Origin of the sequence: Leptolyngbya boryana PCC 6306, assembly GCF_000353285.1 — a bacterium.
GTDB lineage: Bacteria > Cyanobacteriota > Cyanobacteriia > Leptolyngbyales > Leptolyngbyaceae > Leptolyngbya > Leptolyngbya boryana.
Genome location: NZ_KB731325.1, coordinates 26,252 through 52,164 on the forward strand (window position 1 = coordinate 26,252; position 25,913 = coordinate 52,164).

21 protein-coding genes, 1 pseudogene and 1 CRISPR repeat array (1 of these 23 cut by a window edge) are annotated in these 25,913 nt (G+C 47.5%); of the genes and pseudogenes, 12 read left to right on the forward strand and 10 right to left on the reverse strand.

What is annotated here, in order from left to right:
- Nucleotides 1–195 precede the first annotated feature (195 nt).
- Complete coding sequence (locus tag LEPBO_RS0131160; RefSeq protein WP_017291524.1) at nt 196–3,747, reverse strand: WD40 domain-containing protein; 3,552 nt, start codon at nt 3,745–3,747, stop codon at nt 196–198.
- A 142-nt stretch (nt 3,748–3,889) separates the two neighbouring features.
- Between LEPBO_RS0131160 and LEPBO_RS0131170 the strand changes: the two genes are divergently transcribed.
- The 3 genes from LEPBO_RS0131170 to LEPBO_RS0131180 all read left to right on the forward strand — a co-directional run bounded on the left by LEPBO_RS0131170 (nt 3,890) and on the right by LEPBO_RS0131180 (nt 6,295).
- On the forward strand, nt 3,890–4,639 hold the full coding sequence (locus LEPBO_RS0131170) for a hypothetical protein (RefSeq protein ID WP_017291526.1): 750 nt from the start codon (nt 3,890–3,892) through the stop codon (nt 4,637–4,639).
- Nucleotides 4,640–4,883: 244 nt separating this feature from the next.
- On the forward strand, nt 4,884–5,498 hold the full coding sequence (locus LEPBO_RS0131175) for a hypothetical protein (RefSeq protein ID WP_017291527.1): 615 nt from the start codon (nt 4,884–4,886) through the stop codon (nt 5,496–5,498).
- Nucleotides 5,499–5,503: 5 nt separating this feature from the next.
- A complete protein-coding gene (locus LEPBO_RS0131180; RefSeq protein WP_017291528.1) occupies nt 5,504–6,295 on the forward strand; it encodes a poly-gamma-glutamate hydrolase family protein in 792 nt (263 codons plus the stop codon).
- 681 nt (nt 6,296–6,976) lie between these two features.
- Here the strand turns inward: LEPBO_RS0131180 and LEPBO_RS40505 are convergent.
- Nucleotides 6,977–10,492, reverse strand: a complete 3,516-nt coding sequence (locus tag LEPBO_RS40505) for a WD40 domain-containing protein (RefSeq protein ID WP_017291530.1) — start codon at nt 10,490–10,492, stop codon at nt 6,977–6,979.
- The gene (locus LEPBO_RS0131195; protein ID WP_199323933.1) at nt 10,489–11,778 is read right to left on the reverse strand and encodes an AAA-like domain-containing protein; all 1,290 of its coding nucleotides are present in this window, start codon (nt 11,776–11,778) and stop codon (nt 10,489–10,491) included. Before LEPBO_RS0131195 ends, LEPBO_RS40505 begins: the two co-directional genes overlap by 4 nt.
- A 162-nt stretch (nt 11,779–11,940) precedes the next feature.
- On the opposite strand from LEPBO_RS0131195, the gene LEPBO_RS43095 reads away from it, so the two are divergent.
- From LEPBO_RS43095 to LEPBO_RS38880, 4 genes are all read left to right on the forward strand, one after another.
- A complete protein-coding gene (locus LEPBO_RS43095) occupies nt 11,941–12,108 on the forward strand; it encodes a hypothetical protein (protein WP_154660845.1) in 168 nt (55 codons plus the stop codon).
- Nucleotides 12,109–12,139: 31 nt separating this feature from the next.
- Complete coding sequence (locus tag LEPBO_RS0131200; protein WP_017291532.1) at nt 12,140–12,478, forward strand: hypothetical protein; 339 nt, start codon at nt 12,140–12,142, stop codon at nt 12,476–12,478.
- An 85-nt stretch (nt 12,479–12,563) separates the two neighbouring features.
- Nucleotides 12,564–13,538 (forward strand): peptidoglycan-binding domain-containing protein, encoded by a 975-nt coding sequence (locus LEPBO_RS0131205; protein ID WP_017291533.1) that lies wholly within the window; start codon nt 12,564–12,566, stop codon nt 13,536–13,538.
- Between the two features lie 39 nt (nt 13,539–13,577).
- Nucleotides 13,578–14,474 (forward strand): peptidoglycan-binding protein, encoded by an 897-nt coding sequence (locus LEPBO_RS38880; protein WP_017291534.1) that lies wholly within the window; start codon nt 13,578–13,580, stop codon nt 14,472–14,474.
- A gap of 331 nt (nt 14,475–14,805) precedes the next feature.
- On the opposite strand, the gene LEPBO_RS0131215 is transcribed toward LEPBO_RS38880, so the two are convergent.
- From LEPBO_RS0131215 to LEPBO_RS0131240, 6 genes and pseudogenes are all read right to left on the reverse strand, one after another.
- Nucleotides 14,806–15,648: a hypothetical protein gene (locus tag LEPBO_RS0131215; RefSeq protein ID WP_017291535.1), complete on the reverse strand. Its 843-nt coding sequence runs from the start codon at nt 15,646–15,648 to the stop codon at nt 14,806–14,808.
- 285 nt (nt 15,649–15,933) lie between these two features.
- Entirely contained in the window at nt 15,934–16,638 is a 705-nt protein-coding gene (gene istB, locus LEPBO_RS43715) for an IS21-like element helper ATPase IstB (RefSeq protein ID WP_071596253.1), read from the reverse strand.
- A pseudogene (gene istA / locus LEPBO_RS44955) lies at nt 16,520–18,193 on the reverse strand (IS21 family transposase); the annotation flags it as partial. The gene istB and the pseudogene istA, both read right to left, overlap by 119 nt.
- Before the next feature lie 188 nt (nt 18,194–18,381).
- Complete coding sequence (locus LEPBO_RS0131230) at nt 18,382–19,896, reverse strand: coiled-coil domain-containing protein (protein WP_017291538.1); 1,515 nt, start codon at nt 19,894–19,896, stop codon at nt 18,382–18,384.
- 61 nt (nt 19,897–19,957) lie between these two features.
- Complete coding sequence (locus tag LEPBO_RS0131235) at nt 19,958–20,743, reverse strand: hypothetical protein (RefSeq protein WP_144056411.1); 786 nt, start codon at nt 20,741–20,743, stop codon at nt 19,958–19,960.
- Between the two features lie 201 nt (nt 20,744–20,944).
- A complete protein-coding gene (locus tag LEPBO_RS0131240; RefSeq protein ID WP_148664761.1) occupies nt 20,945–21,649 on the reverse strand; it encodes a lysozyme family protein in 705 nt (234 codons plus the stop codon).
- Between the two features lie 187 nt (nt 21,650–21,836).
- Between LEPBO_RS0131240 and LEPBO_RS38885 the strand changes: the two genes are divergently transcribed.
- The 5 genes from LEPBO_RS38885 to LEPBO_RS43100 all read left to right on the forward strand — a co-directional run bounded on the left by LEPBO_RS38885 (nt 21,837) and on the right by LEPBO_RS43100 (nt 24,701).
- Nucleotides 21,837–22,220, forward strand: coding sequence for a ribbon-helix-helix domain-containing protein (locus LEPBO_RS38885; protein ID WP_017291541.1), 384 nt, complete (start codon nt 21,837–21,839; stop codon nt 22,218–22,220).
- Nucleotides 22,221–22,522: 302 nt separating this feature from the next.
- On the forward strand, nt 22,523–23,041 hold the full coding sequence (locus tag LEPBO_RS0131250; protein ID WP_225903981.1) for a hypothetical protein: 519 nt from the start codon (nt 22,523–22,525) through the stop codon (nt 23,039–23,041).
- Between the two features lie 166 nt (nt 23,042–23,207).
- Nucleotides 23,208–23,513: a hypothetical protein gene (locus LEPBO_RS38890; RefSeq protein ID WP_017291543.1), complete on the forward strand. Its 306-nt coding sequence runs from the start codon at nt 23,208–23,210 to the stop codon at nt 23,511–23,513.
- A 274-nt stretch (nt 23,514–23,787) separates the two neighbouring features.
- Nucleotides 23,788–24,285 (forward strand): type I restriction endonuclease subunit R, encoded by a 498-nt coding sequence (locus LEPBO_RS0131260; protein ID WP_225903982.1) that lies wholly within the window; start codon nt 23,788–23,790, stop codon nt 24,283–24,285.
- 251 nt (nt 24,286–24,536) lie between these two features.
- A complete protein-coding gene (locus tag LEPBO_RS43100) occupies nt 24,537–24,701 on the forward strand; it encodes a hypothetical protein (RefSeq protein WP_017291545.1) in 165 nt (54 codons plus the stop codon).
- Here the strand turns inward: LEPBO_RS43100 and LEPBO_RS45490 are convergent.
- Nucleotides 24,698–24,871, reverse strand: coding sequence for a hypothetical protein (locus tag LEPBO_RS45490; RefSeq protein WP_409359717.1), 174 nt, complete (start codon nt 24,869–24,871; stop codon nt 24,698–24,700). The two genes, LEPBO_RS43100 and LEPBO_RS45490, sit on opposite strands and share 4 nt — an antisense overlap.
- Nucleotides 24,872–25,516: 645 nt before the next feature.
- Nucleotides 25,517–25,913: direct repeats of the CRISPR family, unit length 36 nt; unit sequence GTTTCCATTCAATTGTTTGCCCCCATCAATGGAGAC; it runs 1,127 nt beyond the window's last position.

Below are 25,913 nucleotides of genomic sequence, written 5' to 3' on the forward strand. Positions count from 1 at the left end.
CCCAACCTTTTTCGCTTTTCCAAGCTCAAGCTCGATCGCGACAACGGGCAACTATCCCTGCGATCGTCTTTTTACGAACCTGAATGCTTCTACCCAACTTTCAGACTTTTCTTGAACAACAGACATAGGAAAACGATTTATCGTGCCAAATGCAAGCTTTTTTTAACGGGAGGTTGAGCGGCATTCCCTAGATCGTCATTGGTCATGAGCGCCCAATGCTTTTAATGTAGCAAGCTGCGCCTCAGTTAACCCCTCAAGATTAGTCATTTTCATCGCTTCATAGGGTCGCGGAACCTGGAGCGACGTTAAGCAAGTTTTTGACTGAAGTGCCCAAAGCTGGATTGTCCCATCTAAATTACTGCTTAAGTGTAAAGGGGATGAATGTTCTGATTCGACTTCACGATTGGCTAAGAAGAGATGGCTCACCTGCTGAACAAAGAGGACTCCTCCTGCGCATGTATTCAAAGTGGATAGGCATTCTCCGGTCACGATATCCCAAAGTCTCAGGGTTTGGTCGAATCCCCCACTGACAAGCTGCGAACTTGCGGGATCAAAGCAGATCGATGTAACGGTTCCTTGATGCCCGACAAAGCTTCTGAGACGGTCTCTTTGACAATCCCAGAGCTTGATGGTTTGATCGTCACCGCAGCTCGCTAGCATCTTCCCATCTGGGCTAAACACAATCTGCCAAATGCGATCGCGATGTCCCTGAAAGGTTTGAAGGCAAGTTCCTGTCTGAACATTCCATATCCGAATTGTGCGATCGTAGCTACTACTCGCGAGTCGCTTTCCATCTGGACTGAAGATCACGTAAGACACGGCATTATCATGTCCTCGCAGTTGATGAATGATTTCACCTGTCTCAACGCTTCGCAGCGTCACAGATTGGTCGTAGCAACCGGATGCCAGAATTTGACCGGTGAGATCGAAAGCAACTGAGCGCACCCAGTTCGCATGGGGAAATGTGTGCAAGCAGTCCCCAGTTTGCCAATTCCATAGCTTAACGGTGCGATCTGAACTCGCACTCGCGAGAATGGCGGGATTTTGCGGTGAAAAAGCGACAGACCAAACTAAATCAGTATGACCGAGCAGAGTTTGAATGACTTGGTTCGTCTTAAGGTTCCAAAGTCGAATGGATTGATCTTCTTGAGCACTGGCAAGAATGCTTTCAGTCGCACAGATTGAGATGGACATCACTGCATTTGTGTAGCCCTGAATCGAGGTTAGACATTGCCCTGTTTGGATGTCCCAGAGTTTAACGGCATGATCCTCTCCACCACTGACAACACGCTGTCCATCGGGTGTGAACGCAACGGACATGAGATGTTTTTGATGTCCAAGTAATGTTTTAAGACAGTCCCCTGTCGTTATATCCCAAATCTTGATAGTGCGATCGAAGCTGCTGCTGGCAAGAAGTTGATCATTCGGACTAAACACAATTTTGCTAATTCCTTGAGTGTGACCGCGTAATGTTTGCCGTAGTTGCTTTGATGAGATGTCCCACACTTGAATCGTTTGATTGAGGCTCGTACTGGCAAGCAGGGTTCCGTCTGAATTAAATGCCAGATACCGGACGAGTTCTGTTCCTTGATCGAAGGTGTATTCACATTCGCCTGTCTGGCGATTCCAAAGCTCGATCGTCTCAGCTTGAGTACTCAGCGCGATCGTTTGACCATCGGGGCTGAACGCGATCGTTTTTGCAAGGTAGGGATATCCTTGCATCGCAATAATCTGCTGCTCTGGATGCTCGACATTCCAAAAGGTGATTGAGTCATCTGAATAAATCAGCGATCGCTCATCGGTACTAAATGTCATGCTATGGGGCAGATTCGCTGGTCCTTTCAGCGTTTGAAGACAATCACCCGTTTCGAGATCCCATAGCTTCACGGTGTAGTCATCACTGGCAGTTGCTAAACTCTGCCCGCTTGGACTAAATTGCATCGAACAAATCCAACTGCGGTGTCCTCGTAACGTCATGCGTTTCTTGGTCTCTGCTAAATCCCAAAGATGAATGTTACATCGACTATCACTAGCAGCAAGCTGCTGCCCATTGGAACTGAATGCTAGATCTACGATGCCTCCAAACGTTTCAGCAAAACTGGAGCGATGAATTGTAGCATTTGTAAAATCAGCTCGATGTAGCGTTGTCTGAGTAAAATCAGCTTGTGCGATCGCTAAATCCGAAAAATCTGCGTCGTTCAAATCCGAACATAGAACGCTGAGCAGATTAATCAGATTGCCAACCGCATAGCCTGTGTAGGATAAAGGCTTGCCTCGAAATACATTCAGAAGTTGATCGAGCAAGAATTTCACGCTGGCTTTGTCGTGCAAGGTGATCAGGAGCTTCTCAACTAAGGGCTGAAGAATCAGCCGAGTTTGAATCGCTCGAATGTAATCCTTCGTCTGCGCTTTGAGTAACGCATACTGTCTCAAATCCTTGAGGGTTTGGTTGATGAGTTCATGCTCGATTTGACTCAGCAGTATTTGAGTCACATACTCCATGACTACAGGCTGCTGAGTGAATCCACTGCTGCTCGTTTCAATCAGCGTAGGCTTCACCTTCTCGATGAGAGACCGTCCTTGGAGCGACTCTAACGCTTCGAGCAGCGCTCTCCTTGAAAGGGTTGGAATCCAATTGGTTTGAAGTGCTTCAAACGAAATCGGTTCTCGCTCGATCGCAAGCCAAACCATCACCTGTCGTTCCAGCGGTGAGAGTCGCGCAAATTGCTGATCAAGCAGTTCCCAAACGCCTCCATAGGCTGCAATGCCCTGCTGAAGAAAGGCTGGAACATTTCCGCCAAAGGTTGAACGAATCGTTGCAGCAGAAATTTTTAAGGCGAGTGGATTGCCTGTGTAAGACTCAATTAAGCGATCGAAGTCTTGCTCCTCGGCAATTAGCCCACAGGCGCTGAGAATTTGTTGTCCATCAGTGGTCGGTAATCCTGAGAGTTGCAGCGATCGGACTGAGCGTGAATCGCTTTCTCGAATCGCAAGACTGCGGGGTTTTTCTCGACTGGTGAGGAGCAGAACGCTTTGATGTCGCCCGTCTGCGATTGCACAGAAGAATTCATCATAATCCTCATAGCCTTCTCGATACAGTCCGCCTAGCTCAGCACTCTTTAGAATCGATTCCGCATTATCTAAAACGAGTAAGCAGCGGCGTTGCCGTAAGTAGGCTAAAACCTCTAATCGTTGCGCCTCTGGTGATTCTGGAACGCTTGTCACATGCTGCTGAGATAACGCCAGAATTAGATCGGACAAAAGCTGATTCAAGGGCGGTGCGTTTCGTAGGCTTCGCCAAATGACTACTTCAAAGCGATCGTAAATTTGCTCTGCAAGTTTGACCGATAAAGCGGTCTTGCCCACTCCACCCATGCCCAGAATTAAAGTGAGGCGGCATTGAGTTTGAGTAATCCATTGCTCCAGTTCAGATAAGACTTCACTGCGACCATAGAACGAAGCGACATCTGGGGCATCTCCCCAATCAAATTGCTTTGTCGTTTGCAACTCGTTCGATGCGTCTTGCCAGCTCAAATCCGCAACGTCTTGCCAGTTGAGCGATAAGCGATCGCAGATTTCTTCAAACACAGCGCGATCAACAGGCTTCCCCGTTAAGAAATTACTTACGGTCGATCGCGCTAGCCCAATAGTTTCAGCCAAGGCTCTTTGATTGAGAAATCCATTGCGCTTCACCGCCAATTTAACCGTTCCAATGCACGCCTGCTGAACTCGAAGTGACCTTGCCATTGTTGCTGCTGCTGACTGATTCAGATTTTACCGAAACTGAATGCAGAACAAAACCCAAAGTCAGTCATTCTCAGACTCGAACTCAGTCAACAGAGGAATTAGATGGAATCATTCAGCCCCATTTACGAAAGGAGAAAGACTGATGGCTGCGCGAAAAATGACATTGATTTTCACATCGACCCTGCTGACGCTAACGGCTTTAAGCGCTCTCCCTGCTCTAAGCCAAACCTCTCATCCTTCCAGTTCGTCTGCTGAACTCGTCGCAATCAATCTGCCTAACTTTCAACCGCGAGCTTCATTCAACAATGGAGTTTTGCAGGTCGCAATTCCGGTTTCTCTGCTCGAAGGTCCGATCAATGACATTCTGCGAGCAAATGAAGGACGGTACAAAGAGACCAACTTTCAACGTATGGATGTCAGCAGTATGAGAGTTGCCTTTGCGGATGGCGGTTTTACCGTCAATGGCAATTGGCAGTTTCAAGCGCGGGAATATCTTGGGTCAGTATTTGGCAGAAAGAAATATACGCCTTGGGCTTCGATCAGCGGATCGTTCAGTCAGGGCTTTAATGTCCGCGTCAACAATGGAGTCCTCGTCGCGCAAGCTGGTAAAACCAATATTCGGGGTGCCAACAAGTGGTACGGAGATATTCTCGATGCTGTGATTTCCAGAATGGGAGTCAATGGTGCGGTGAACAAGCAGGTGAATCAAACCTTGCAGCGCATTAACGGCATGAACGTGCAGCAACTTCTCGTGTCCACCGGAAGCGCTCAAGCAGCTCAAGCATTGGGGATTAGTCAAGAAGAGGCAACTCGGCTGATTAATGCTCGTGTGGGTGGAATCAACGCCAATATTGCAGGTGGCAATCTCAATCTGACGGTCAAAGTGCAGTAACGCACAACAACGATTCGGAATTCTTGAAATCAAGCAATCCCAATTGGTCTAGATCGTCAGCAAAACAGGGTGGTCTACTTTACCTTAGAAAAATGACGTTCAAAGTTCAGGTATGACGTTGTTTCAACCTCCGAAATTTTGCTCGTTCAAGTGATGTGTCATCACCATACTCATCATTCAAAACGGCGCTTTGCGTCCCTTTCTTACTCCCAAATTCATCACATGACATCAGAGGTGTAGCGTCATGAGTTCAAGTTCAGATCACAAAGAAAAATCTTGGGTCAAGATTGCAATTGCGCTGATTGGTATTGTCGGGACGATTGGCACGTCGCTTGTGGCCAGCGAATTTTTCTGGAAGCAAGTGGGCAATCAGGTTTCTGGAGATGCGTCTAAGTCAGCATCAATCTCTGCAAAAGTGCCTGGCCCCAATGCTCATCAGAATGCGCTCAAGGACTTCAGCAAACATGCGAACGAATTCGATCGTCTTACAAAAGAAGAGCGCATCAACACTGACCAGGCGATTCGACAGGTGGCAAAATCGTTGACCCTTGAAGATCTTCAAGAATATGCGCGTGAATCTCGTCGATGGGGATATCGAGCAAGTGCAGGGACAGCCCTCGCCGGACTACTGGCTGCCTCTCCCAGACTGATCGAGAATCAGTACGATCGCCTGATTGAAATGATCGATTACGGTCTGCATGATCCAATTTCTTACGTTCGCTACCGCTATGTAGCAGTGCTGGAGGAGAATCCTAAGTTAGCACAGCACTTTAGGCGAGAACTCCTAGAAATTGTGGCAAAAGATAACAACGAGGCAGTTCAAGAAAAAGCTCGCAGAACCCTTAAGCACCAATCGTGAAAAGCATGAGCACCATCTATTCAACTCAAACCGTAGCACAACGATTCTTCGCGATCGCACTCGTTGCATTAGGACTGACATTGGTGGAGTTTGTTTTCAAGGGGAACTCTGCCTGGGGTGCAGATCATTTTGATTGTTTTGATGCCGCTCGGTGTGGCAGTCGCTCGCTTTCGAGTTCAGCAGTGTGTTTGAGAAACAGAGACTATACCATCACAAGCACTCCCCGCAATTCGCAAGTCGTTGTGCTTTCAATTCATGGCGGCGCGATCGAACCCATGACGAGCACAATTACCCAGATGCTTACTCAACAGTATGGCTGGAGTCGTTATGATTTTAATGCACATGGAACAGCGCAGTGCTTAGGACAGCGCAGTAACTTTGAAACGCTGCATATCACCGCCGCTCAGTTTGATGACCCCGATGCGATCGCGCTTGTCAATCGTCATCTAAAGGCGATCTCCATTCATGGAGCTGGAGATTTACTACGAGAAACCATTTGTGTTGGCGGACGCGACCAGGCGCAAATTCAAGCCTTTATTAAATTTATTCAGCATCATCAGGACAAATCACCCTATTTGATTCAGCCGATCAATGCTCCAAAGTCTGACGACAAAGCATGTACCGCACTAAGAGGAATAGACCTGCTCAACATTGTCAACCGCAATGCTCATCGTGCAGGACTACAGCTTGAGTTGAGCCGATCCATGCGTCAGGATTTAGTGAAGCAGACTGCTGAAGCTCAGGCGTTGCGTCAAGTTGTTTACGGCGCGATCAATGCAGCTATAAGCATTCAGTAACCTGCTCTCAATCTTCCTGAACAAGCTTGGTTATCACTAAGAGATGTAGAGACAACAGTCATGTGGAAGTAATCTCAAAGCGTGTGCTATTTCGGACATTTTTAGGCTAGAGGTCAAGGTATAGGCTTTCTTATCGATTTCTTTGCGTAGAAATCGGAGACTCGGATATCAGCACGCGGCTGAAGGGTGGAAAATTGGATTATGTCGCAGAGACTTTAAAGTGACAAACAACGGGTCTCACTCATATTGCTTTAAGCCCTCGCTCCAAGATCGCATTGATAAATTCTGCTTGAGTTGTACCTTCCCTTGAAACTCAGTTAAGAGATTTGAAAGATGAGAAGTATGTAGCATCGAATTGAAGTTAATGATTGATCGTTTAGAGGAGTTTGTCGCGAAGGTAGCTGACGGGTTAGAGACGTTAGATTGGTTCGCTCGGCGAGAGGTGATTAGAACCCTGGTTAAGCGCGTAGAAGTTTATCCAGATAGATCAAAGTTGTATTTAATGGGCGCTGGGCTACGAGTATCCAAGGCTGTCTCCGACACCCAAAATTTGCCACATTATTGCGAATGTATAAGTTTCATTCACCTGCCACGAATCGTTCTTTTCAAGTGCGAGCTTTGTGTGTACCGCAGCGCAAATTCGCTGCGGTACATTGAGCACTGTCTTATCCCGAACTCAGGTTACTGAGCGCGTACGCAAAGATTACGATCGTGGTCTTTTGCATCAAAGCTGTACATCAGATAACTGTGCAATCGATCGCAGCCCTGTTTCAACAGTTGATCTAGATTCTCAATTTTACGCCATTGGGCTTTTGCATCACCCGAAGCAGATGCGAGTCTTGATCCATCTCGACTGAATCGAAGACTATAAACGCGATCGCGATGATCCGCAAAAGCTTGCAACCGTTGGCCCTTGGTCGTCCAGAGTTGAACTGTACCATCATCCGAAGCAGTCGCTAACTGAGAACCATCTGGACTGAATTGCACATCGCGAACCGCTCCAGTACTCCCTTGTAGTTTTAGAATCTCTTTGCCGTTGAGATTCCACAAGAGGGCTGTACCATCGGCAGAAGCGGTCGCGACCGTCTGACCATCCGGGCTAAAACTTGCGCTGAGAACAAGCTGTTGATGGCCCAGAAATGCTTGAAGCGGTCGCCCTTGCGAAGTCCAACTGCGAGCTGTTCTGTCATAAGAAGCCGTCACAAGTTGGGTTCCCGTTGGATTGAAATTTAAGCTAGATACAGTCTTACTGTGAGCTTGCCATTCCTGGAGAAGGTGACCGTCTAATCCTCGAATCTGAACTCGACCATCTTTTAGCGCGATCGCAATTTTGTCTTCAGTTGGACTAAAACGAACACAATGCACAGGAATACCAATCTGAAGCATCCTAACTTCACCATTAAGCTGCCAGATCCCTACCCTGCCATCTTTTGAGGCTGTTGCGACTCGCAAACCGTCGGGATGGAAATCTGTACTATAAACCTCAGCTTGATGACCTTTGAGCAAGCGGAGCACCTGTCCATTGAGCTGCCATATCCGGGCAGTATTATCCGATGCAGCCGTAGCTAAAAGCTGTCCGTTTGGACTAAATGTAATGCTGCGTATCCGTCCTTGATGACCTTTCAGTTCTTCACGAGTAACCCATTTGGCGGCAGGGTTCACAGCCCATAGAGAGGTCATTTCATTACTGCCGAGCGCAAAGCGGTTTCCGTCAGGATGTAATGCGATTGTAAAAATATCGCTCGGTCGGGTTTTCACCCGTTGAATTACCATACCTTCTAAGCTTCGGATCTCAGTAATGCCATTGTTCATTCCAAGGATCAAGTTTTGATCATCAAGGCTGAACTCTACGGCGTAAACCCAGGGCGGGTCAACTTTAAACGATTTCAAAACCGTTCCATTCAAATCGCGCAATTGCACAATACCATTGTTCCAAGCGGTGATTAGCGTTTTTTTCTTTCGACTGAATCGTACGACTGTACCTGCTGCGTCAGATTGTTTGAATGCTGAAATCTTTTGCTGATCGAGGTTCCAGAGTTTGATGGTGCCATCTTCTGAAGCCGTCGCGAATCGTGTACCGTCTTGACTAAAATCAATGCTGTAAATGTATCTTTGATGTGCCTTGAATGATTGTGATTGATTCGTCTTGAGATTCCAAACGGTCACCGCTCCTGATTCGGTTCCGACAGCGATCGTCGTTTCTGAGGAGCTGATTGCCGTTGGTTTTGATATGTCTTGAGTGAGCGATCGTAAAACTTTTCCCTGTCTATCCCAAATCTGTAATTCGCCATCTTCTAAGCCGACAACAATCCTTGTTGCATCGATACGACAGGTCGGCACATTCTTCGGCTGAGGTTGAAGCTGCTGAAGTTTTTGCCCATTTTGGTTCCATACCATTAAGCGACTATCCCTAGTGACTGTGATTAGATTCGTTGAGCTAAAACTTGCGCATCTGATCTTTGGGATATCTAGTCGATTGACCTCAATGTAAGGGCGTTCAGGGCGATCAAGAATTTGCTGGAGGGTAAAGATTGGAATCGCAGAAAAATAAGCTTTAGAAGATTTGAACTTTTCTGCGGCTTTGATTGCACGAATGACACTGTCAATTTCAGCGATCTCGTTTTGATCAAATTGTCTGAGCATTGTACTCGAATCCTGCACAATCTCAGCCGCTTGACGGGCACTCTCTGCCTCTTGGCGAGCATGTTGAATCACCAGAAATCCGACTCCGATCGCCACTGTCAAGATCGCACCCGCAATCATGGATGTCATCCCTCTGATTTTGCGTCCTTGCTGGATAATGTTCTCGGTTTGTTGCTGAACGTGAATCAACCGCTCATTTGCGATCGAGAGTTCTGTTTCAATGCTCTCCTGGGCCGTGAGTAACTGCTGTTTCGTTTCGGCTTCGACTTGTAGCTGATCTTGAAGTTCACGACGCTCTAAATCTAAGCTCATGCCTAAAAAACGATAGTCTTCATCACTCAGACTTTTATTCTGAGACCATCGCATTGCACTTCGCAAAGCGCTGCCCCGCAATAATTGAAATTCATCCTGCATTCCGGAGGCGACCCAAGCCTGAAGCTGAACCTCATAAGGGCGGAGTTTTGCCAGCGCCTGCGTTAGCCAGTTGAGGTCAAAGACCGTTTGATAGATTCGATTGTAGATTCTGAGATGGTGATTTTGGCGAACAACTAGCCCAGTTAAGCGCAACTCAATCTGCTCCGTGCTGCCATCCGCAGGAATGCCTCCTTGTCGAATGATTTGCTGGCAGAGTCCGAGTAAGCGCCCCGCCCGCTGTTCGCCCAGGTAAAGTAAGCGATCTCGAATCGTTCTAAGATGCTCCGGATCGTCCTGTGCTTCCCAGTTTTGCAAAATATAGTGATTCACCAGCTGATAAATGACTTGTGCTTCTTGTCCAGGCGCAATTTCTGAACAGTGTTGCACGACAAGCTGACAGATTTTTTGAGTTAGAAAGGGCTGTCCACCCGTCCAAGCTAGAATTTCCTGAATCACAGTCTGCGGAGAGACAGCGATCGCGCTTAATCCGACTTCTAAAGGCTGCGATTCTTCGAGTTGAAATCCTCGCAGATCAATTGCTTGACCGATATTGAAAGGGGTGCGAATTCGATCTTGAATGAGTTCACTGGGAGTTGTGACACCGAGCAGGCAAAAGGTTAATCGATCGTAGATTGGGTGATCAGCACGACGATTGTAGAAGGCTCGAATCAGTGCGAAAAAGTCATCTTTAAATTCAAGACTGAGAATACTATCGATTTCATCAATAAAAACGACGATCGATTGGTTGATCTGTCTCAGCACAACTTGATCGATAAACTCACTAAAACACTGCATTTCTGGTAGTTCACTGCGATCAAGCCACCATTGACGCAGATTCAGTTCACCGAGTTCTAAATCATTCGCCAAACTCCGCATCAGACTGCCATACCACTGGCGAGCGGTTACGTGCTGCTCTTTCACCAGCGTAATGTCGATCGAGACACAGGCAAAGCCTTCGTGTTTAAGCTGCTGCATAACCCGGACTCGCAGACTCGATTTTCCCATTTGGCGGGCATTGAGCACATAGCAAAACTCTCCAGTTCTCAGCGCTTCATACAAGACTCGATCGGCTTGTCGAACCACATAGCTTGTCGCATCTGTGCGAAGGCTGCCGCCAACTTGGTAAGCCTTTTCGCTCATAGCAGTTCACTCAAGCGATCGCAGAAATATCGCTGATACAATGCACAGCGCGGAACTGCAAAATTTCCTTGAAGCTGAATGAGTCCTAAACTGTGCAGTTGATAGCTGAGATCGGTGGATAATCGCACAGGCTGAGATGCCTGCATTACTGTTCTCATGCCTTCGAGTAGTTCTGTCCGCTGATGCACCATCCGCCATAGATGGCGCAATTCGCCCCGATATAATCCCGATTCCAAGGCAGCCGTTTGTAATAGCTGCTCGAAAGGCATTTCTTTCGATTTCAGCGATCGTAGTGCTTTACTGATCCATTCTGGATGTCCGCCGACAATTGCCATCAGCTGTTGAGTTTGCGATTCCGTCCACTCTAAGGTGTACTGTTGAGCTAGGCTCGTAATCTGCTCAGCCGTGAATTCATGGAGTTCGATCAGCTGACCGACATTAAACGGTGATTCATGAAGATTGAGCGGGATATAAACTTCAGTTGCATACACGATGATTAATCGCAGTTGTTGCCAGATTTTTAGGGTCTTTGTTTTTTCATACCAAGCCCGCAGCAAACTGAGAAAATCTGCCGCCAGTTCTGGATAAACAAATAAGCGATCGACTTCGTCTAAACTCAGGATTAAAGGCTGCGGATTGTTGGAGAGTAAGTATTTCTCAAAATATTCGGTGCAACTAATCTTATTCGTTGAAAATTCTTCATCCCAGTACTGTGCTAATCGATTTGGAAGTTGGAGTTGCTGTGTCACACTTGCACAGAACCATTGTAAAAACGCGCTTAAGCTCCGAAAATCCGCCTGATTTGCAAGATGAAAGTTTAAGTGGACTGTACGATATCCCTGATGTGCAGCTTGACGTAGAAGATGCGCCACGAGCGAAGTTTTCCCCATTAGTCGCGGTGCTTTAATCCGAAGTAGACAGCTTGGGTGCAAGAGTGCTTCATAGCAAATGCGGTCAATTGGAGGGCGTTCAATATAGATGAATGACTCGATCGAACAAGACGTTTCGATCGGGAGTGATTCCGGCTCTGATGTAGTGGGTAAATCTGCGATCGCTTGCCAATCTAGTCCTAAACAATTGCTGATCTCAGTGAAATTCACATAATCGACCGGGCGACCATTGAGATAGTTACTGAGCGTTGACAGAGCGATTCCAAGTTCTTCAGCTAAATCTTTCTGCCGAGCATAGCCGTTACGTCGCAGTCCAGCCTTGACTTTACAAACTGCATCAGCGCGAACTTGCAGCGATCGACCCATTGCAACTTCCTCGAACTCTACCCGCATCATACTGGCATTCGGGTAGCCCGCTCAAGAAGTCAGGCATAAGTCAGTGCTCGTGCTCTTATGCCTCAAAATAACTCAGGTGTTCTCAGGTCTGATCTCAGTCACCCAACGGATTTGATGGATATATCAGTCAAGCAGACTGCATCTGAAGCCAGGAGAACAATTATGAGAGCCATTGTGATTGTATCGAGGCTGATTGTTTCTGCATTATCACTTGCTCCACTCTATGCCGCATCTTTGAGTTCTCCCTTATCTAATAAGGCGGGGCTTGAAGCTCCTCAAGACGGCAGCATCGTTATCAATTTCTCACGCGGATCAAAGCCACAACCATAACTCACTTTTTACCAAAACTGGAGCCATTCTCATGACCGTTGCAACCTCAATTACGATTGTTGATAGCTTACTCAAAGCGTTAGCCGATTCGCGTCAAACGATCGAGCAAATCAATGCCGCCTGTGCAGCGAAAGGACTTCCGCCTGCCCTGAAAGACAGTGATACTTCAGCGATTGGAATAGTTGGTAATCCTGACTATCGATTTGAAGGCTTCGGAGTCATGGTTATCCGACCCTTTCCCCCTAAGTTTGCTCTTTCGTTCTGGGTTCATTACAAACCCGATAGTGCTCAACATACTGAATTAGGACGCTTCACCGTACCGATTAGCATCTTGGATGTCGTGAAGTTTAAATCCTTATCCCAAGTCTAATCGCTCAACCCAGACCGAGTCGCGAACATTTTCCTCTCGTGACTCAAATTTACCTTCTTACTTTACTTTAAATAGGTCTTATCCCATGCGCCTTGAAAATTTCTATCAAGCTAGCCAGCAAGCGAAAGCACTTGGAAAAGCATTGAACTATGGAATAGAAGCCATTGCTGCTGACAAAGAACTCGCAACGCACATTCAGCAAGCTCTCGTCTGGCTCAAATTTCTTGATCCGCCTGTTGATGGTAAGTTCGGACCCATTTCGACAGATGCCCTAGTCGAATTTCAATCAACTATGAGCACAATTTACCCAGATCTTTTAGAAGAAAAGGGCTTTCTGGGGTTGAAGACTGCTCAAGTGCTGATCGAAACGAGTCCAGATGAGGTGCCAAGTCCTAAAATCGACTTTTCACGCGCTGACTTAGCATCTCGACTGATTCAATACATGGCGCGAATGAACTATCGGATTTCAGTCGGCGACAAAAGATATAACATCATCTATGTCGAAGGCATGAACGCAGATGGCAGCACAAACTCTGACGTGATAAATGAATTCAACGATCGACGAATGGTGATCGAAATTCCCAGCGCTGATCTTGTCCCTGTCATCCGAGGAAACTGGGAAGCGACAACAGAACCAGGGACTCACTACACGTTCAACCCGATGGGAAGAGGAATCGAATATGGAGCTGCTCGAATTGCGTTTGGTCAGTTCAAGGCTTGGAAAGTCGGAACACACTATGGCAGTGGAGCAGAACCGCATGAAGCGTTAGTGCAAGAAACCGCCATTTCGGTCTATCGAGACAAAGATAGAAACGGAATTAGAACCGGAGACTTTCTCGATACCGGAAATTTCGACATCAATCAACATTGGGGCTACGACTATCCTCACAATGATATTGGTATGGCAGGTGCAGGATGTTTGGTTGGACGCTCTAGAGCAGAACACAGAACATTCATGGCCTTGATCAAGCAGGACAACCGCTATCAGCGAAATCAGAACTACCTGTTTTACACGACGATTATTCCGGCGGATGACTTCATCGCAAAATTTCCGGGCTGAACGAGATCGAATTGCTCAACTCACAAAGAAGACGAAACCATGAGTGGAATCATTGAAGATAATCTCAATAGTGTCGGTTCTGTCGCAGCTTGGCAGAATATTCTCAACGGCTGCGGCTACATGCCCATCCTCAAGATTACTGGCAAGATGGATGAAGCGACGATCTCAACAACGAAGCGATTTCAAACCGATCTCGGTCTTGCTCAAACCGGAACCGTGACCCTGGAGACTTGGAGAGCGGGCTTGAGACATTCTAAGCTACCGGGTTGGTCTAACATCACGCCGCCAATTCAACAGGTTGTCATCGTTTCTGTCGATCAAATTCTGGCACTTGCGCCTGGTGCTAAAAGTAGCTATGTCGAAGCCTTTAAGAATGGGCAAGCTGTGTTTGATCGCTATGACATCTCAAAGTCATCGATCCGAGTGGCACATTTTGTCGCGCAGATCATGCATGAATGCGGTGCATTGACGATTCAATTTGAGAATCTCAACTACAGTGCGTCACGATTACCAGAAGTCTGGCCCAGAGTCTTTCAACCGACAGGCCCGCTTGATCCCAGTGAGTATGCTCGTAATCCTGAGAAGCTTGCGAATGAGGTCTATGGTAAGCGGATGGGAAATGACAATCCAGGAGATGGGTTCCGGTATCGAGGACGGGGTTTGCTGCAATTGACCGGTAAAGAGAGCTATGCGGAGGCAACCCAAATCTTACGAAGAACGAATCCGCTTGCTCCAGATTTTGTCGCTCAACCTGATGAAGTGATTGATGCTGCTTGGTGTCTAGAGATTGCAGCAGCAGAGTGGGCATCCAAAGGCTGTAATGCTCTTGCCGACAAAGACGATATCAAAGCGATTACAAGGAGGATCAACGGGGGACAGATTGGAATTAGCGATCGCATTGAGTGGGTGAAGAAAACAAAATTAGTCTGGCCTTGATTAAATGAGTGCAAAATGGCTACAGCACTCAGCTGTAGCCATTTGAATTAAGACGTGAACTGAAAGAGTTTTACATCTTCCTCAACTCCCTTTCCTAAATGGTCGTACCACTAAAAAACCAGCAGTAAAGGCAACGATGAGAGCAGGTGATCCATTGCTGTGCTGATACAGGATTGAATTGCTGATCGATGGGTGTGAGTGCGATCAATTGTGGTTAGCATAGTGCAGAAAAAATGACCATTTGGGTGAAAGCGGTGTGGCAAATTTAGCCAATTTAGTCAGGATGGTGTATCTGCTGGCTATTGTGGTCACGCGCTTCACACCGCCCCTTCTACTGCGAGGGTTCAGCTGTTTTAGTCTTCTCGCCACACTTGCGACACTCAAGGTCGCGCTGTCGTGTTTTGCCATCTTTCGATTTACGCGATCGCACAATTTTGTAGTCATGTTCGCAAGCAACTTCCGGCTCATTTTGAGACACCGATGATTGAGTCAACGGATTCGTGAATTGTCCAGGTGCGGGATTGTAGAGAATAATCGGTTTTAATCCGCCCTTCGATGGCACGATCAACGAGTAATAGCGTTCGGGACATTTTGCGATCGCAATTCGTGGATCTGCTCCATTTTTCTGTGCCTCTGACTGGGCTTTTTCCACTGCTTTTCGAGAAGCCTCTTTGAACAGAGAAAGCTCTTTTTTCAACCGCTCCAAATCTTCTTTATCGAGTCCATGATTGTCCTCGTCTGAGTTGAGAAACAGCCGGATGTTTTTCTCGCCAACGATGATCAGACAACAATTTGCCAAATCTGGTCGAAATAGCCCTAATTGAGAAACATAGGGATTCTGAGCAATAAAGGTCACTTGAATCCCTTTACCATTTTCAGAGGAAAGACCCGCTCCGACTTGCAACGATGAAATCAGAACCATTTTGGTCACTTCTCTCATGCCCCCAATACGGTAATGTTCACCGTATTCGTCCCACTGATGAATCGATCGCGGATAACGATGATTCGGATTCACTGCCAAGATTTGCTTGCGTGACTCAATTTCTTCTAAAACTCCTGCCTGGGCTTCAAAGTAGTCTTTGCTGGATGATTTGAAGACAGGAGCCACAAATCGTCTAGCTTTTTCGGCATCGCGGTTGCCATCGGTTTTGAGCGTGATGGCATGGAATTCCACCTCTCCTTTAAGCTGCTGATAAAGCAGTGCGTTGAGTTCATCAACCAGCGTTGTTTTACCGCTTTGAGTCGCGGCTGTTAGATGTCAAGCACAAGTTCGAGTCGCGACAGTGACAAAGACGGGCTAGTAAGAACTAAGAACATTCTTGGTTAGTCGCGAGATCAAGAACAGTAATCGCTAAAGAATGACAGATTAAAGTTGTGCAGAATGCTCAAGGTAACTGCACGACAATGATGATCAAAATGACAACGAAGATCGAGACGACAATTAAGATCGAAACGACAGCTAGGAACGTTTCGGTTGAACGGTCTCTTTCTTGGCGGTCTTCGATGCTTCAGAACGAGACACTGCCGATTGTTTGCGGTAGCTCTCGGTCTGAATTTCAACAATCAAAGCATGATGCACCAAACGGTCAACGGCTGCGACTGTCATCATCGAATCGGTGAAGATAGCATCCCATTGGCTGAAGGGCTGGTTGGCAGTAATCAGTAAGCTTTTGCGCTCATATCGATGAGCAATTAGCTCAAACAGCACGGAGGTTTCCGCCTCAGTCTTTTTGACATAGCCCAAATCATCAAGCACGAGTAGGTCAAAGCGGTCTAGCTTCTTCAGCATTGCTTGCAATTGCAGTTGCAGCTTTGCTTGCTGTAATTGCTGGACTAGAGCTAAGGCAGAAAAGAACCTGACTCGCTTACCAAACTCCACCATGCGGCGCGAGACAGCGCTTGCTAAATGTGACTTTCCAACGCCTGAAGCTCCGAACAACAAAAGGTTTTCGGCGCGTCCGAGCCAAGTAGGATCATCCGCCATCTGCATCAAGGGAGCAGGGTTGAAGCTCGGACAATGGGAAAAGTCAAAGTTGGAAACCGTTTTTCCGCTTGGCAGTTGGGCTTCTCTCAGAGCGCGTTGGATACGGTTGCTCCATCGGTGTTGGACTTCCGATTCGCACAGAACCAGCAAGAACTGTGCGTAAGACCAGCCTTCCTGCATCGCTTGTTGTTCGAGTGTTTCCCAGTGATGCAGCATGTGAGGTAGGTGCAGTCGTTTGAGGTGGAGGCTGAGATTCTGATACGGACTGGTGGGCGGGTTCTCGGTGCAAGAGTTGGTCATAGTGTTCTAAATTGTGTTGAGTCGTCGTGAGATTGGGCAGGCTTAGATCGCTCAAGAGTTGAAACTGCTTGCGGAGTGTAGCCAGGGTCAGGCTATTTGCATTGAGTTGTGCTTGCAGGTAGCTTGCTACTGCGATTTCTTTGTCTTGCGTGGTCGCAATGTACAGAGCTTCTACCATCAGCACCGCAGCACTGTCGAGGTCGAACCGGCATTTGAGTTGCGACCAAAGCTCCCGCCATATCTGATTTGGCAGAAGTTCTTGTTGCCAGGTACAGTACAAGAAAGCTCTGGGCTTGAGACGTAGCCCTTCTGCAATATGCCGATAGTTGATGCACCGAGCGCGCCGTTTTGCTTTATCACTGACTCGAATGCGAGGGAGCTCCACGACTGAGTGACGATTGAGGTAGCCGATAATCCGGTCATGGTAGAGATGCAGTTCGAGTGACTGTCCAATCAGTCGAGATGGAACCGTGTAGAGCACACAGCGCACATCAATCGTACTGCGGCAACTGACCGTTGCGGTGAGCACCTCATAGTCAGGCACTCGATACTTAGGCAAGGGTTGCAAATATTGTTTCTCCTCCTCAATTTTTCTGGGATGGAGATCGTTCAATTTGGCAATCGCTCGATTGATCAGGTCTTGATAGTCAGCGATGCTGTCAAAGTCATGACTGCCTCTAAGTAAGAGCATTTGCTTGATGCGATTCTTTAAATGTCCGTGCGGTGACTCTATCCCTCCATTCTCATGAGCGATACCAGTATTGTTGCGCGTTGGTTGCATTCGGTAATGACTGCATAGGTCATCATACAAGCGCGTCAAGGGCTTATTTCGCGCTCCACCCATGTTGCGATAAGCCGCACTGAGACTATCGGTACGATGTTGCTTCGGGACTCCTCCACAAGCAAACAGCGCATTCTGTAATCCTTCCGACAATGCAATAAAGCTCTCACCGCCCTGAATGATCTGAGCGTACTGCCAGCCACTGTAAGCCAGTCGGTAATGATACAACAAATGCTCAAATGGCTTGCCCGCAATCCTGATCTCAATTCCTTTGAGTTCGGTGAAATCCGATAAGCCCATCATCCCCGGTTCATGCCGTAGCTCGAACATGATCTCTTTCGGTTCGCCATGCAAGGCTTTCCAGGCGGCAACTCGTCGTTGCACCGTGCGAAGCACTTGGGGATACTTGCCGGGATAGCGCTCTTGCAGCCATTCAAATAGCGTTGTCGGCTGAAGACCAGGATTTGCTTTGAGCATGGGTTCAAGTTCAGATTCCCAAACTTCTGCTAACGGATCAGGGGTGCTGCGCCAGTCACGGATGCGTCCTCGATTCGGTTGATGGTCGCCTGCTTCGATGCGCTGTCCGGTTCGGGCAGAAAAGCCAGCCAGTTCTGCGGCTTCTACTTGCGTGAAGCCTTTTTCTCGTGCGGTCATATACACTTGGACTTGATATATTTTGACTTTTCCAGACACTCTTCGCGTCTCCATGTATCGATGGAACTCTCTCAGAGTGTCTTTTTCTTGCTCGGCACTTGACTCGTCGAGTCAAGCAGTACGCAATCGTCCGGAGAAAGGTTTAGCTCGCCAATACCCTGACGTTCGTTCGCCAGTTGTATTGTCACCTAACACGCGGCTGCAATGAACCAGTGATACTCTGCTGCCAAGTACAGATCCCAGTCGCTGATCGGTCGATCGAGCACGGCTTCTGGCTTTGTTTTTGCGATCGCACGATTTGCGTACTGAACGGTTACCTTTACGACGCGCCCAGTCAGAGTCAAGCTGACGTGGCTCCACCCTTTTGCTGCTGCCATGCCTTTCTCGAACTCTTTGCCGTCTTTGGCAAGCATTCGTAAGCCGGCCTCGGTGCGACAATTCAGCGCGATCGTCAAATGGCTATCGGTCGGGGAAAAGTCAAGTGGCAATGCATCACAAGGAATGTTCTCTGACATTAGGTAATCGATCACTTGATTGCCGATATCAGCCCCCCACCCCCAAGCTCCCGGATCAAATTTCTTCAATGCCGATAGCGATGCCACCTGCTCTTTGAGTTGATGGTTATCGTGTTCAAGTTTTGCCAGCTGATCGATATAGCCCCGCACGATCCGATCGTCTTCGAGCGTTTGGGCTTCATAATCGTTGGCGATCGCAACCACGCTCTCTTGATGCTGGACGGCATCGAGTTCATACTCTTGCAGTCGGAGTTTGAGGTTTTTGACGAGCTGTTCGAGCTGGGCTTTGGGAACGAGGTCTGCCGCTTGATAGGCTTGAATGGTTGTCTGTAGCTCTCGGATAGTCTTGGCTTTAAGCGCATTGATCACTTTGACCTTGATGCTGGTGTAGTCATCCATCAGGTGATACAGAATCGAAAGGGCTTCATCGCTGCAATCGAGAATGTTCTCAGCATCCAAGAAGTGAGAGAGATTGAGGATTTGCGCCACGTAGGTTTGGTGCAAGTCGGTCACTTCTTCAGACAGCTGCTGTAATCGCTCAGCAAAGGTCGCATCACGGGTTTCAGGTTCGAGATGGCTGAGTTTACGGAGATTGTCCATGACCAGATCAGAGATGCGATCGTGAAAGCTGGTTAATGCTTCAGACAGCGTTTCTTGAGCGCGATCGAGAAACCGCTGCTCGAATTCGTGAATCCGAGTATCGGCTGCAACCATTTCAGACCGTAGGCGATCGAGTTCTGTTTGATGCTGCGATCGCGCTTCGGTTTTGACGCGCTCAACTTCTGCTCGATATCGCGCTTGCAAGGTGTTGAGCTTCTCTTGGTACTGCGCCACGATGTGTGAAGTTCGGTCAACCGAAATCGGTGCGCTTTTCAGGTGATCAACGAATGCCATCACCCGATTCAGTTCAGCCGTTAGATTGACGATGCGATCGTCTTTTGCAGCTAATGTGAGATCGCGATCGCTCAACCGTTGCGTGAGAGCTTCAACCTCCTCACGGGTTTGATTAGTGCGATCGGATAAGGCACAGGCCACAATTCCACCTGTACTCGTGGCGAGTCCAAGTAGACTCAACGATTGAGCGATGCGCGATTGCTGAGCGATGGCGGCGAGAAAGAGGATGAAGCTGACGATTCCACCCAGAAAGGACATCAGCTCGATCCAGTCGTTCGACTTGGTGTTGGGCATCGGGAACACCCTGAGAAACAACAGAGAAAGCCTGTCTGAATCGAGGCAGGCTTGGAACGTTCTAGATGGTCTGGAACTCGACGTTGAACATCGCCTCTAATTCTTGTCGCTTAGAGGCTAGACGGGCATTAGCGTTGAGCGTTTGTTCACGTAGCCCGTTGATTTTCGCCCGACGCAACTCGAGGCGTTCGTTCCACTCTTCTTGGATTAGGGGAGTCATTTGGCGCAGTCCATCCAGCGCGATCGTTTCTTGTGTGAATTGCTCTTGAGATTGAGACAGTTTCACCGCTGCAATCTGCTGCTTCACGCCTGCATCGGTGTACTTCACGAATTTGGTCTGATTGTTCACGAGTTCCGTGCTGTATTGAATGACAGCGCCTAGCAGTTGTTGATGCTCGGTTGCAGCCCCAACAATGTCACGATTCAAGCCGATATTCTCACGCACAATTCTGAGGGTTTGCCGCTTCCGTGCGATCGATAACACAGCTTGATCAGCTTCGGCTTGTGAGGTTTCGGGCAGTGGCGAGGAATTGGTGAACAAATCCTTTGCCATCCATTGATTGGGTTGAAATTCAGGAATGTCTAAACCGTGGTTGACCTGAGTCAGATCTTTACGGTGAATCGCAGTCGAGCTTCCGCCTGATAGGGTCATAGGCGGAGTTGTTCTAAATGGAATGTTTGGAAGCGGCAGCGCGATCGTCGGCAGAATCCCTGTTGGAGCCGTAGTGGGTTTTGGAGTCTTCGTTGGCTCAGTCGCTGAAGGCGTTTCAGCTTTAGCTTTTTTAGATTTGGATTTGAGGGCGCTATTCGGGTCTTGAGCCGTTTTTGATTTTCCACGAATGGGCATGGACTTTACCTCGTGTGAGTAGAATGGATGATTTTGCTGCAATGCTTGATTGCGGTTGAGCATTGCGTTGAGAAACGATCTAGCGTGGCGGTTTTGGACCGAACCGACAGGCAATAGAAACGGAATGTGAAGGACAGGCTTGAGCAATGAATCGGTTATGCAGCAATACAAGCAGGACTGCTGTGATGAATAGCAACAGGATTACGGCTGCACCTCGGAAGATGCGGTTGCCTCGGTGCGACGTGCGAAAAAATCCCGCATTTGAACGACTTGTGTTTGTGCTTCGGAACGACGCTGATCCCGATACCCCTGCTCGATCGAGGTCCGCCGATCCTCTCGCCTGAGACAATCTGCATGAACCTGTAGTTCAAAAGCGGCATCTTCAAGTTGCGTCACTTGTTGTGTGTCTACTGTGGTCTGCGATCGCTGAACGGAGAGAACATAGCCGACCAACTGGCGGGTCTGCTGAACGACCTCTAGTGCCATCTCGATTTCGGATTGCCCTTGCATAAGACGGTCACGTTGCCCGTTCAGATCAGCGATCGTGCTGACTTTGCTGGTGGGGATCACCTCAACAGTCTGGGAGTGAGAAGGCACAAGTGAATGCAGAGGAACCAGATTGAGCGGTTGCAGAAGATGAGATGCGCTCTTGTTTGCAGTCATGGTTGAGTCTGTAAATTCAGGCTCTGCAACGGTTGTAGAAATTAGAGATTCCAGAATGGCGGGATGCAAAACTTCCCATTGAGTCGAGTTGATACGACGGGTAAATTCGCCACCAGGATATTGACGTTTGGCTTTTCTCACTAAGCGTTTGAAGGCGGAATCGGAGAGATCGTGCTGTTCCTTAAATGCTTTGGTCGTGATCATGGCAATGTCACCTACCGAGTTGAATAAAGGGTCGTTCATGTGAACGGTCAGAGTGTAATTAGGGGTCGGTCTCTGTCCGTTCACATTTCGCTGTGAGAGATGTTAGCATATTTTTTATAAACTATTAGCTACTAATCAGTAGCTAACTGAGAGAAATTAAAGATCTCTACATTTGGGCGTAGCACCCTCCACTAGAATGAGGCGTGGAGCTACGTCCTAAAATGCGGTGAGTAAACGAGTCTTTCTAACGCTTCCAGATGGAATTGCTGATGACCTTGAACGGTGGGCGGCAAGTGAGAAAAATAAAGCTGCCACCCTCGCAGGATTTCTTGTTGAGGAAGCGGTTCGGCGCGCCAAGGAACAGGGGAAAATTCCTCCTGATGACGGCTCGTTCCCGCATTACGACACACTTGCAGAATTAGTGAGGCATAATCGCAATAAACTTGCTGAATCAGAAAAGTTTTCCTCTGCTCGACTGAAGGCTTTGTCTAGTGGGGATAAGCCAACGGAAGTCGAAATTCTGCGTCTTGCCCTCATCCTTGGCAGGACAGAAGAGTATGTTCTCAGTCTTAAAACGAATCCTGACGTTAGTGAAGGCAGTACGAATTGAACCCTCTTTGATTGTAATGTTCAACCACCTTGTGTAATAAACGGATGATTTGTCCCCTATTACACAAGATAAACTCATGCATCAAGCTACGCCGCTGATGCACGATCGCTCATGGTGTTGGAACAGCATTACTCCTGATCGCTCGACAGCGTAGTGTCGCTCTAGGATACAAAGGGCGCGTCGGACTTTATGCTTTACCATCATCAGTATGATTGATTGCGGACAAGACTCAGACAGAGAAGATCTCAGATACTTTGAGTATGGGGAATTACTGCGATCGTTAAATGATTGAGGGTCGGATCATGGATGAAGAGATGCTGCGGCAACAATATGAGCAAACGGGCAACTTGCTAGATATATTGAAGAACCCCGCAGTGATGGAAGAAATAATTCGCCTCGAATCCGAATATGGTGAGATCGGAGCGGGGTTTCCGGCTTATTCCAAGAATCCGCAGCCTGTTACACCGAATCAGGCAAACGCTGTCATGCGGAAAGTGCGATTGCAGTCGATGGTATTAATCGACTTGGCAGAACTCATCCAATCTGTAAATTTGGGGGTAGGAACTGAAGCAGCGATTACGGAAGGGAGACGGCGTATTCGTGAGCATCTCGCTCATCTTACGGATGAACAGCAGGCTTACTTCGACGCTTTAGTTGATGAAGATCAGCTTCAATTGTTAGATAAGCCCCTTCGCGCACGACTGAAATCGGTTGTCCACTTACTACTATCAGATTCAGATTGGAATGCGATCGGGCAGGCAGCAACTAATGCACTTCAAAATCAATGGAACGAGTTTATTAGAAACTCTAAAACTGCTTAGATCTGCTCTTTGCCGAATGATGATCAGTCTCGGCAAAAGAAGCTGAGATTGTGTCATTTGTCGCTGCTATCTACATCCTTCCAGCGTTATGAGCACGAATCCACGATCGCATTATTCAAACTGTGCAAAGCTATCAATCAAGAATTAACGATCGCGGAGGATCGCAATGAGTTCTGATTCAGGTTCGATCGAGGGAAACAAAACGCCACGAATTGACGATTTTGGAGTCACCGTAGAAGAATATTTAGAGGGATTGGCGAAAGGCATTGATATTTTAGAAGTGAGAAGTCTGGAGCGATGGGGAATTCCAAGCGAATTAGTGATGGAATTGATTGAAATCAACAAGCGAGTTAGCAATGGGACGGCTAAGCCTGAAGAAGTCGTTCGAGGGTTACAAATCATGTCCCCACCGATTCGGCGACAACGAATTAATGAACAAGATGCTGAGTTAATTGAGAGCGATAGCCCTTAGCGTAGGCTTTCCTCTGAACGTTAAGAGTTCAGGCAACATCTTCGGATTAAGACGATCGCAATCTTTGGATTAAAAAACAGAGTATTACTGGACGGGATCGATTGCTGCGGGATGTTAGCATAAAGCACAGCCATAATAGTCAGATACCCCAATGGCCACTCTCGGTATAACTAAAGCGATTACTAACCTTAGTGAAGCTCATTCAAGACTGGGCGTTTCGCCAAGCTTGGACGCGCTAACTTTCTTCACGGAGTGGAAAGGGACACTACCTGCTTTGACTGATACCGAACGAGCAAGGCTTGATCATCTCAAGCAGCGTTATCTTTACTATGCTGACAGCGGAGCAATTACAGAAGGCACAGTGAACCTTATCCTGCTGTCTCCCTTACTGGAGACCCTCAACTTCATCGATCCGCCTTACCAAGTTCGCAGCGAAAAATATGTTCGGTTTGAGATTGAGGATGGAGACACCCAACTGGATGGATTGATCGATGCCTTAATTCTTCAGGATCGTCTCTGGCTCATTCTCATCGAGAGTAAGCGGTACGGGTTTAGCGTCAGGCAAGCACTCCCACAAACGCTTGCCTATATGGTAAGTGCACCAACTTCTCCGGTGTTCGCGCTTATCACGACTGGAGAAGACTATTTATTCGTGAAGTTCGATCGTGACTCTTCCCGCTACGCTCTATCAGATAAACTCACTCTGAGTACCGTCGAAGGCAATGAGCTGCATGTTGTTGCACAGATCTTAAAGCGATTGATCAACTCATGACTCAAGTTCGATCAAGCTTTTGAGGAGAAAGTGCCAAGGTCTAAGGCAGACTGTACTGCCTCAGCTGGTTCTGGGAAATATTCGGAAGTTAAATAGCTAGAGCGATCGCTGAATTCTCAGAGCGGGTTGAACCTGCGATCGTTTATTTAAAAGATTAGCAAAAGCCGCGCACGATTCAGAATCTAGTTGGCTACCTTTATCGAGCAATCGTAGAGGGTTGGAATTTATCAGTTGCACCACGATCGTCTTCTGTGATCCCTGATGGCTTCAGCCGTCGGTTTGATTGGACGAAAGCAAGCGGTTTAGTTGTTGCTGCAACAGTGATGGAAGGGGTGCATCAAACATTGCAGGTTGAGGGAGGTTGGCTCCTGGCTGACTTGATGATGCAACAGTATTCAGGAATGAGATCGAACTAAGCTGTCCGGTTTTTTCCACTCAATTGTGGTTCCCAACGAGTGAGAACGATATCGCGGATCCACTGATGGATATCATTGAGGGCACTGCGGTTTCCATTCAATTGTGGTTCCCAACGAGTGAGAACCATTACCGACCCTAATTCGGGAGAAGGAATCAACATCGTTTCCATTCAATTGTGGTTCCCAACGAGTGAGAACTCGAACCTATAACCCTGCTAATGGAAAATGGCGTATGTTTCCATTCAATTGTGGTTCCCAACGAGTGAGAACAAGTGCATTTGGCTTGCCTATTAAAGGTGCAATGAGTTTCCATTCAATTGTGGTTCCCAACGAGTGAGAACTTGATGCAATCGCGACCGTGGCGCAACTGGAAGGTTTCCATTCAATTGTGGTTCCCAACGAGTGAGAACGGTCGGAGTCTGAAACGCTCTATGTGAAAGCATCTCAGACCTATATTTTCGCAGGGGTCTGATTCATCTGTCAATTATTGATATTCAATATCAATAATTCAAACAAAAAACGGCTGAAACTTCCTCCTAGCAAGCTATTTGGGAGGGTCAACGAAAGAATCAAGCTTTCAGCGATTGTCTGACCCTCCCAACTTTTGAAATAATCTATGGTCTTATGCTCGAGAGCATTCTTACTAAGCGATCGTTAGGATACATAGTTAAGACACTTACTTAGAAAAGGCGCTAGAACACAATACAGCTTCAAACATTACATGACAAAAGTGCCTGTTAGCTGCCAGTAAGTCACTCCTAATCAAAACGGTTCATAGAATTTATAGCGCGGCATCAATGTTGATATTAGGCAGAGCTTTCATTCAATTGTTTGCCCCCATCAATGGAGACCTGAGTCAAGAGGCTAGGAAAGTTGCTTCAAGAATTATGGTCGAGTGTTTCCATTCAATTGTTTGCCCCCATCAATGGAGACAATTTCGTAATCATCCGACGATTCGACGCACGATCGATGGTTTCCATTCAATTGTTTGCCCCCATCAATGGAGACAACAGAAATCTTGGCGGACTTGATGACTTGTTTGGGTAGGGGTTTCCATTCAATTGTTTGCCCCCATCAATGGAGACTTGCAATTGGACAGCTCATCAAAAATCTCAGTTTATTCAGCAAATTATTCAAGTTTCCATTCAATTGTTTGCCCCCATCAATGGAGACTTGAGCAACGATTAGAAGCCACCCGGATGTTGATTGAAG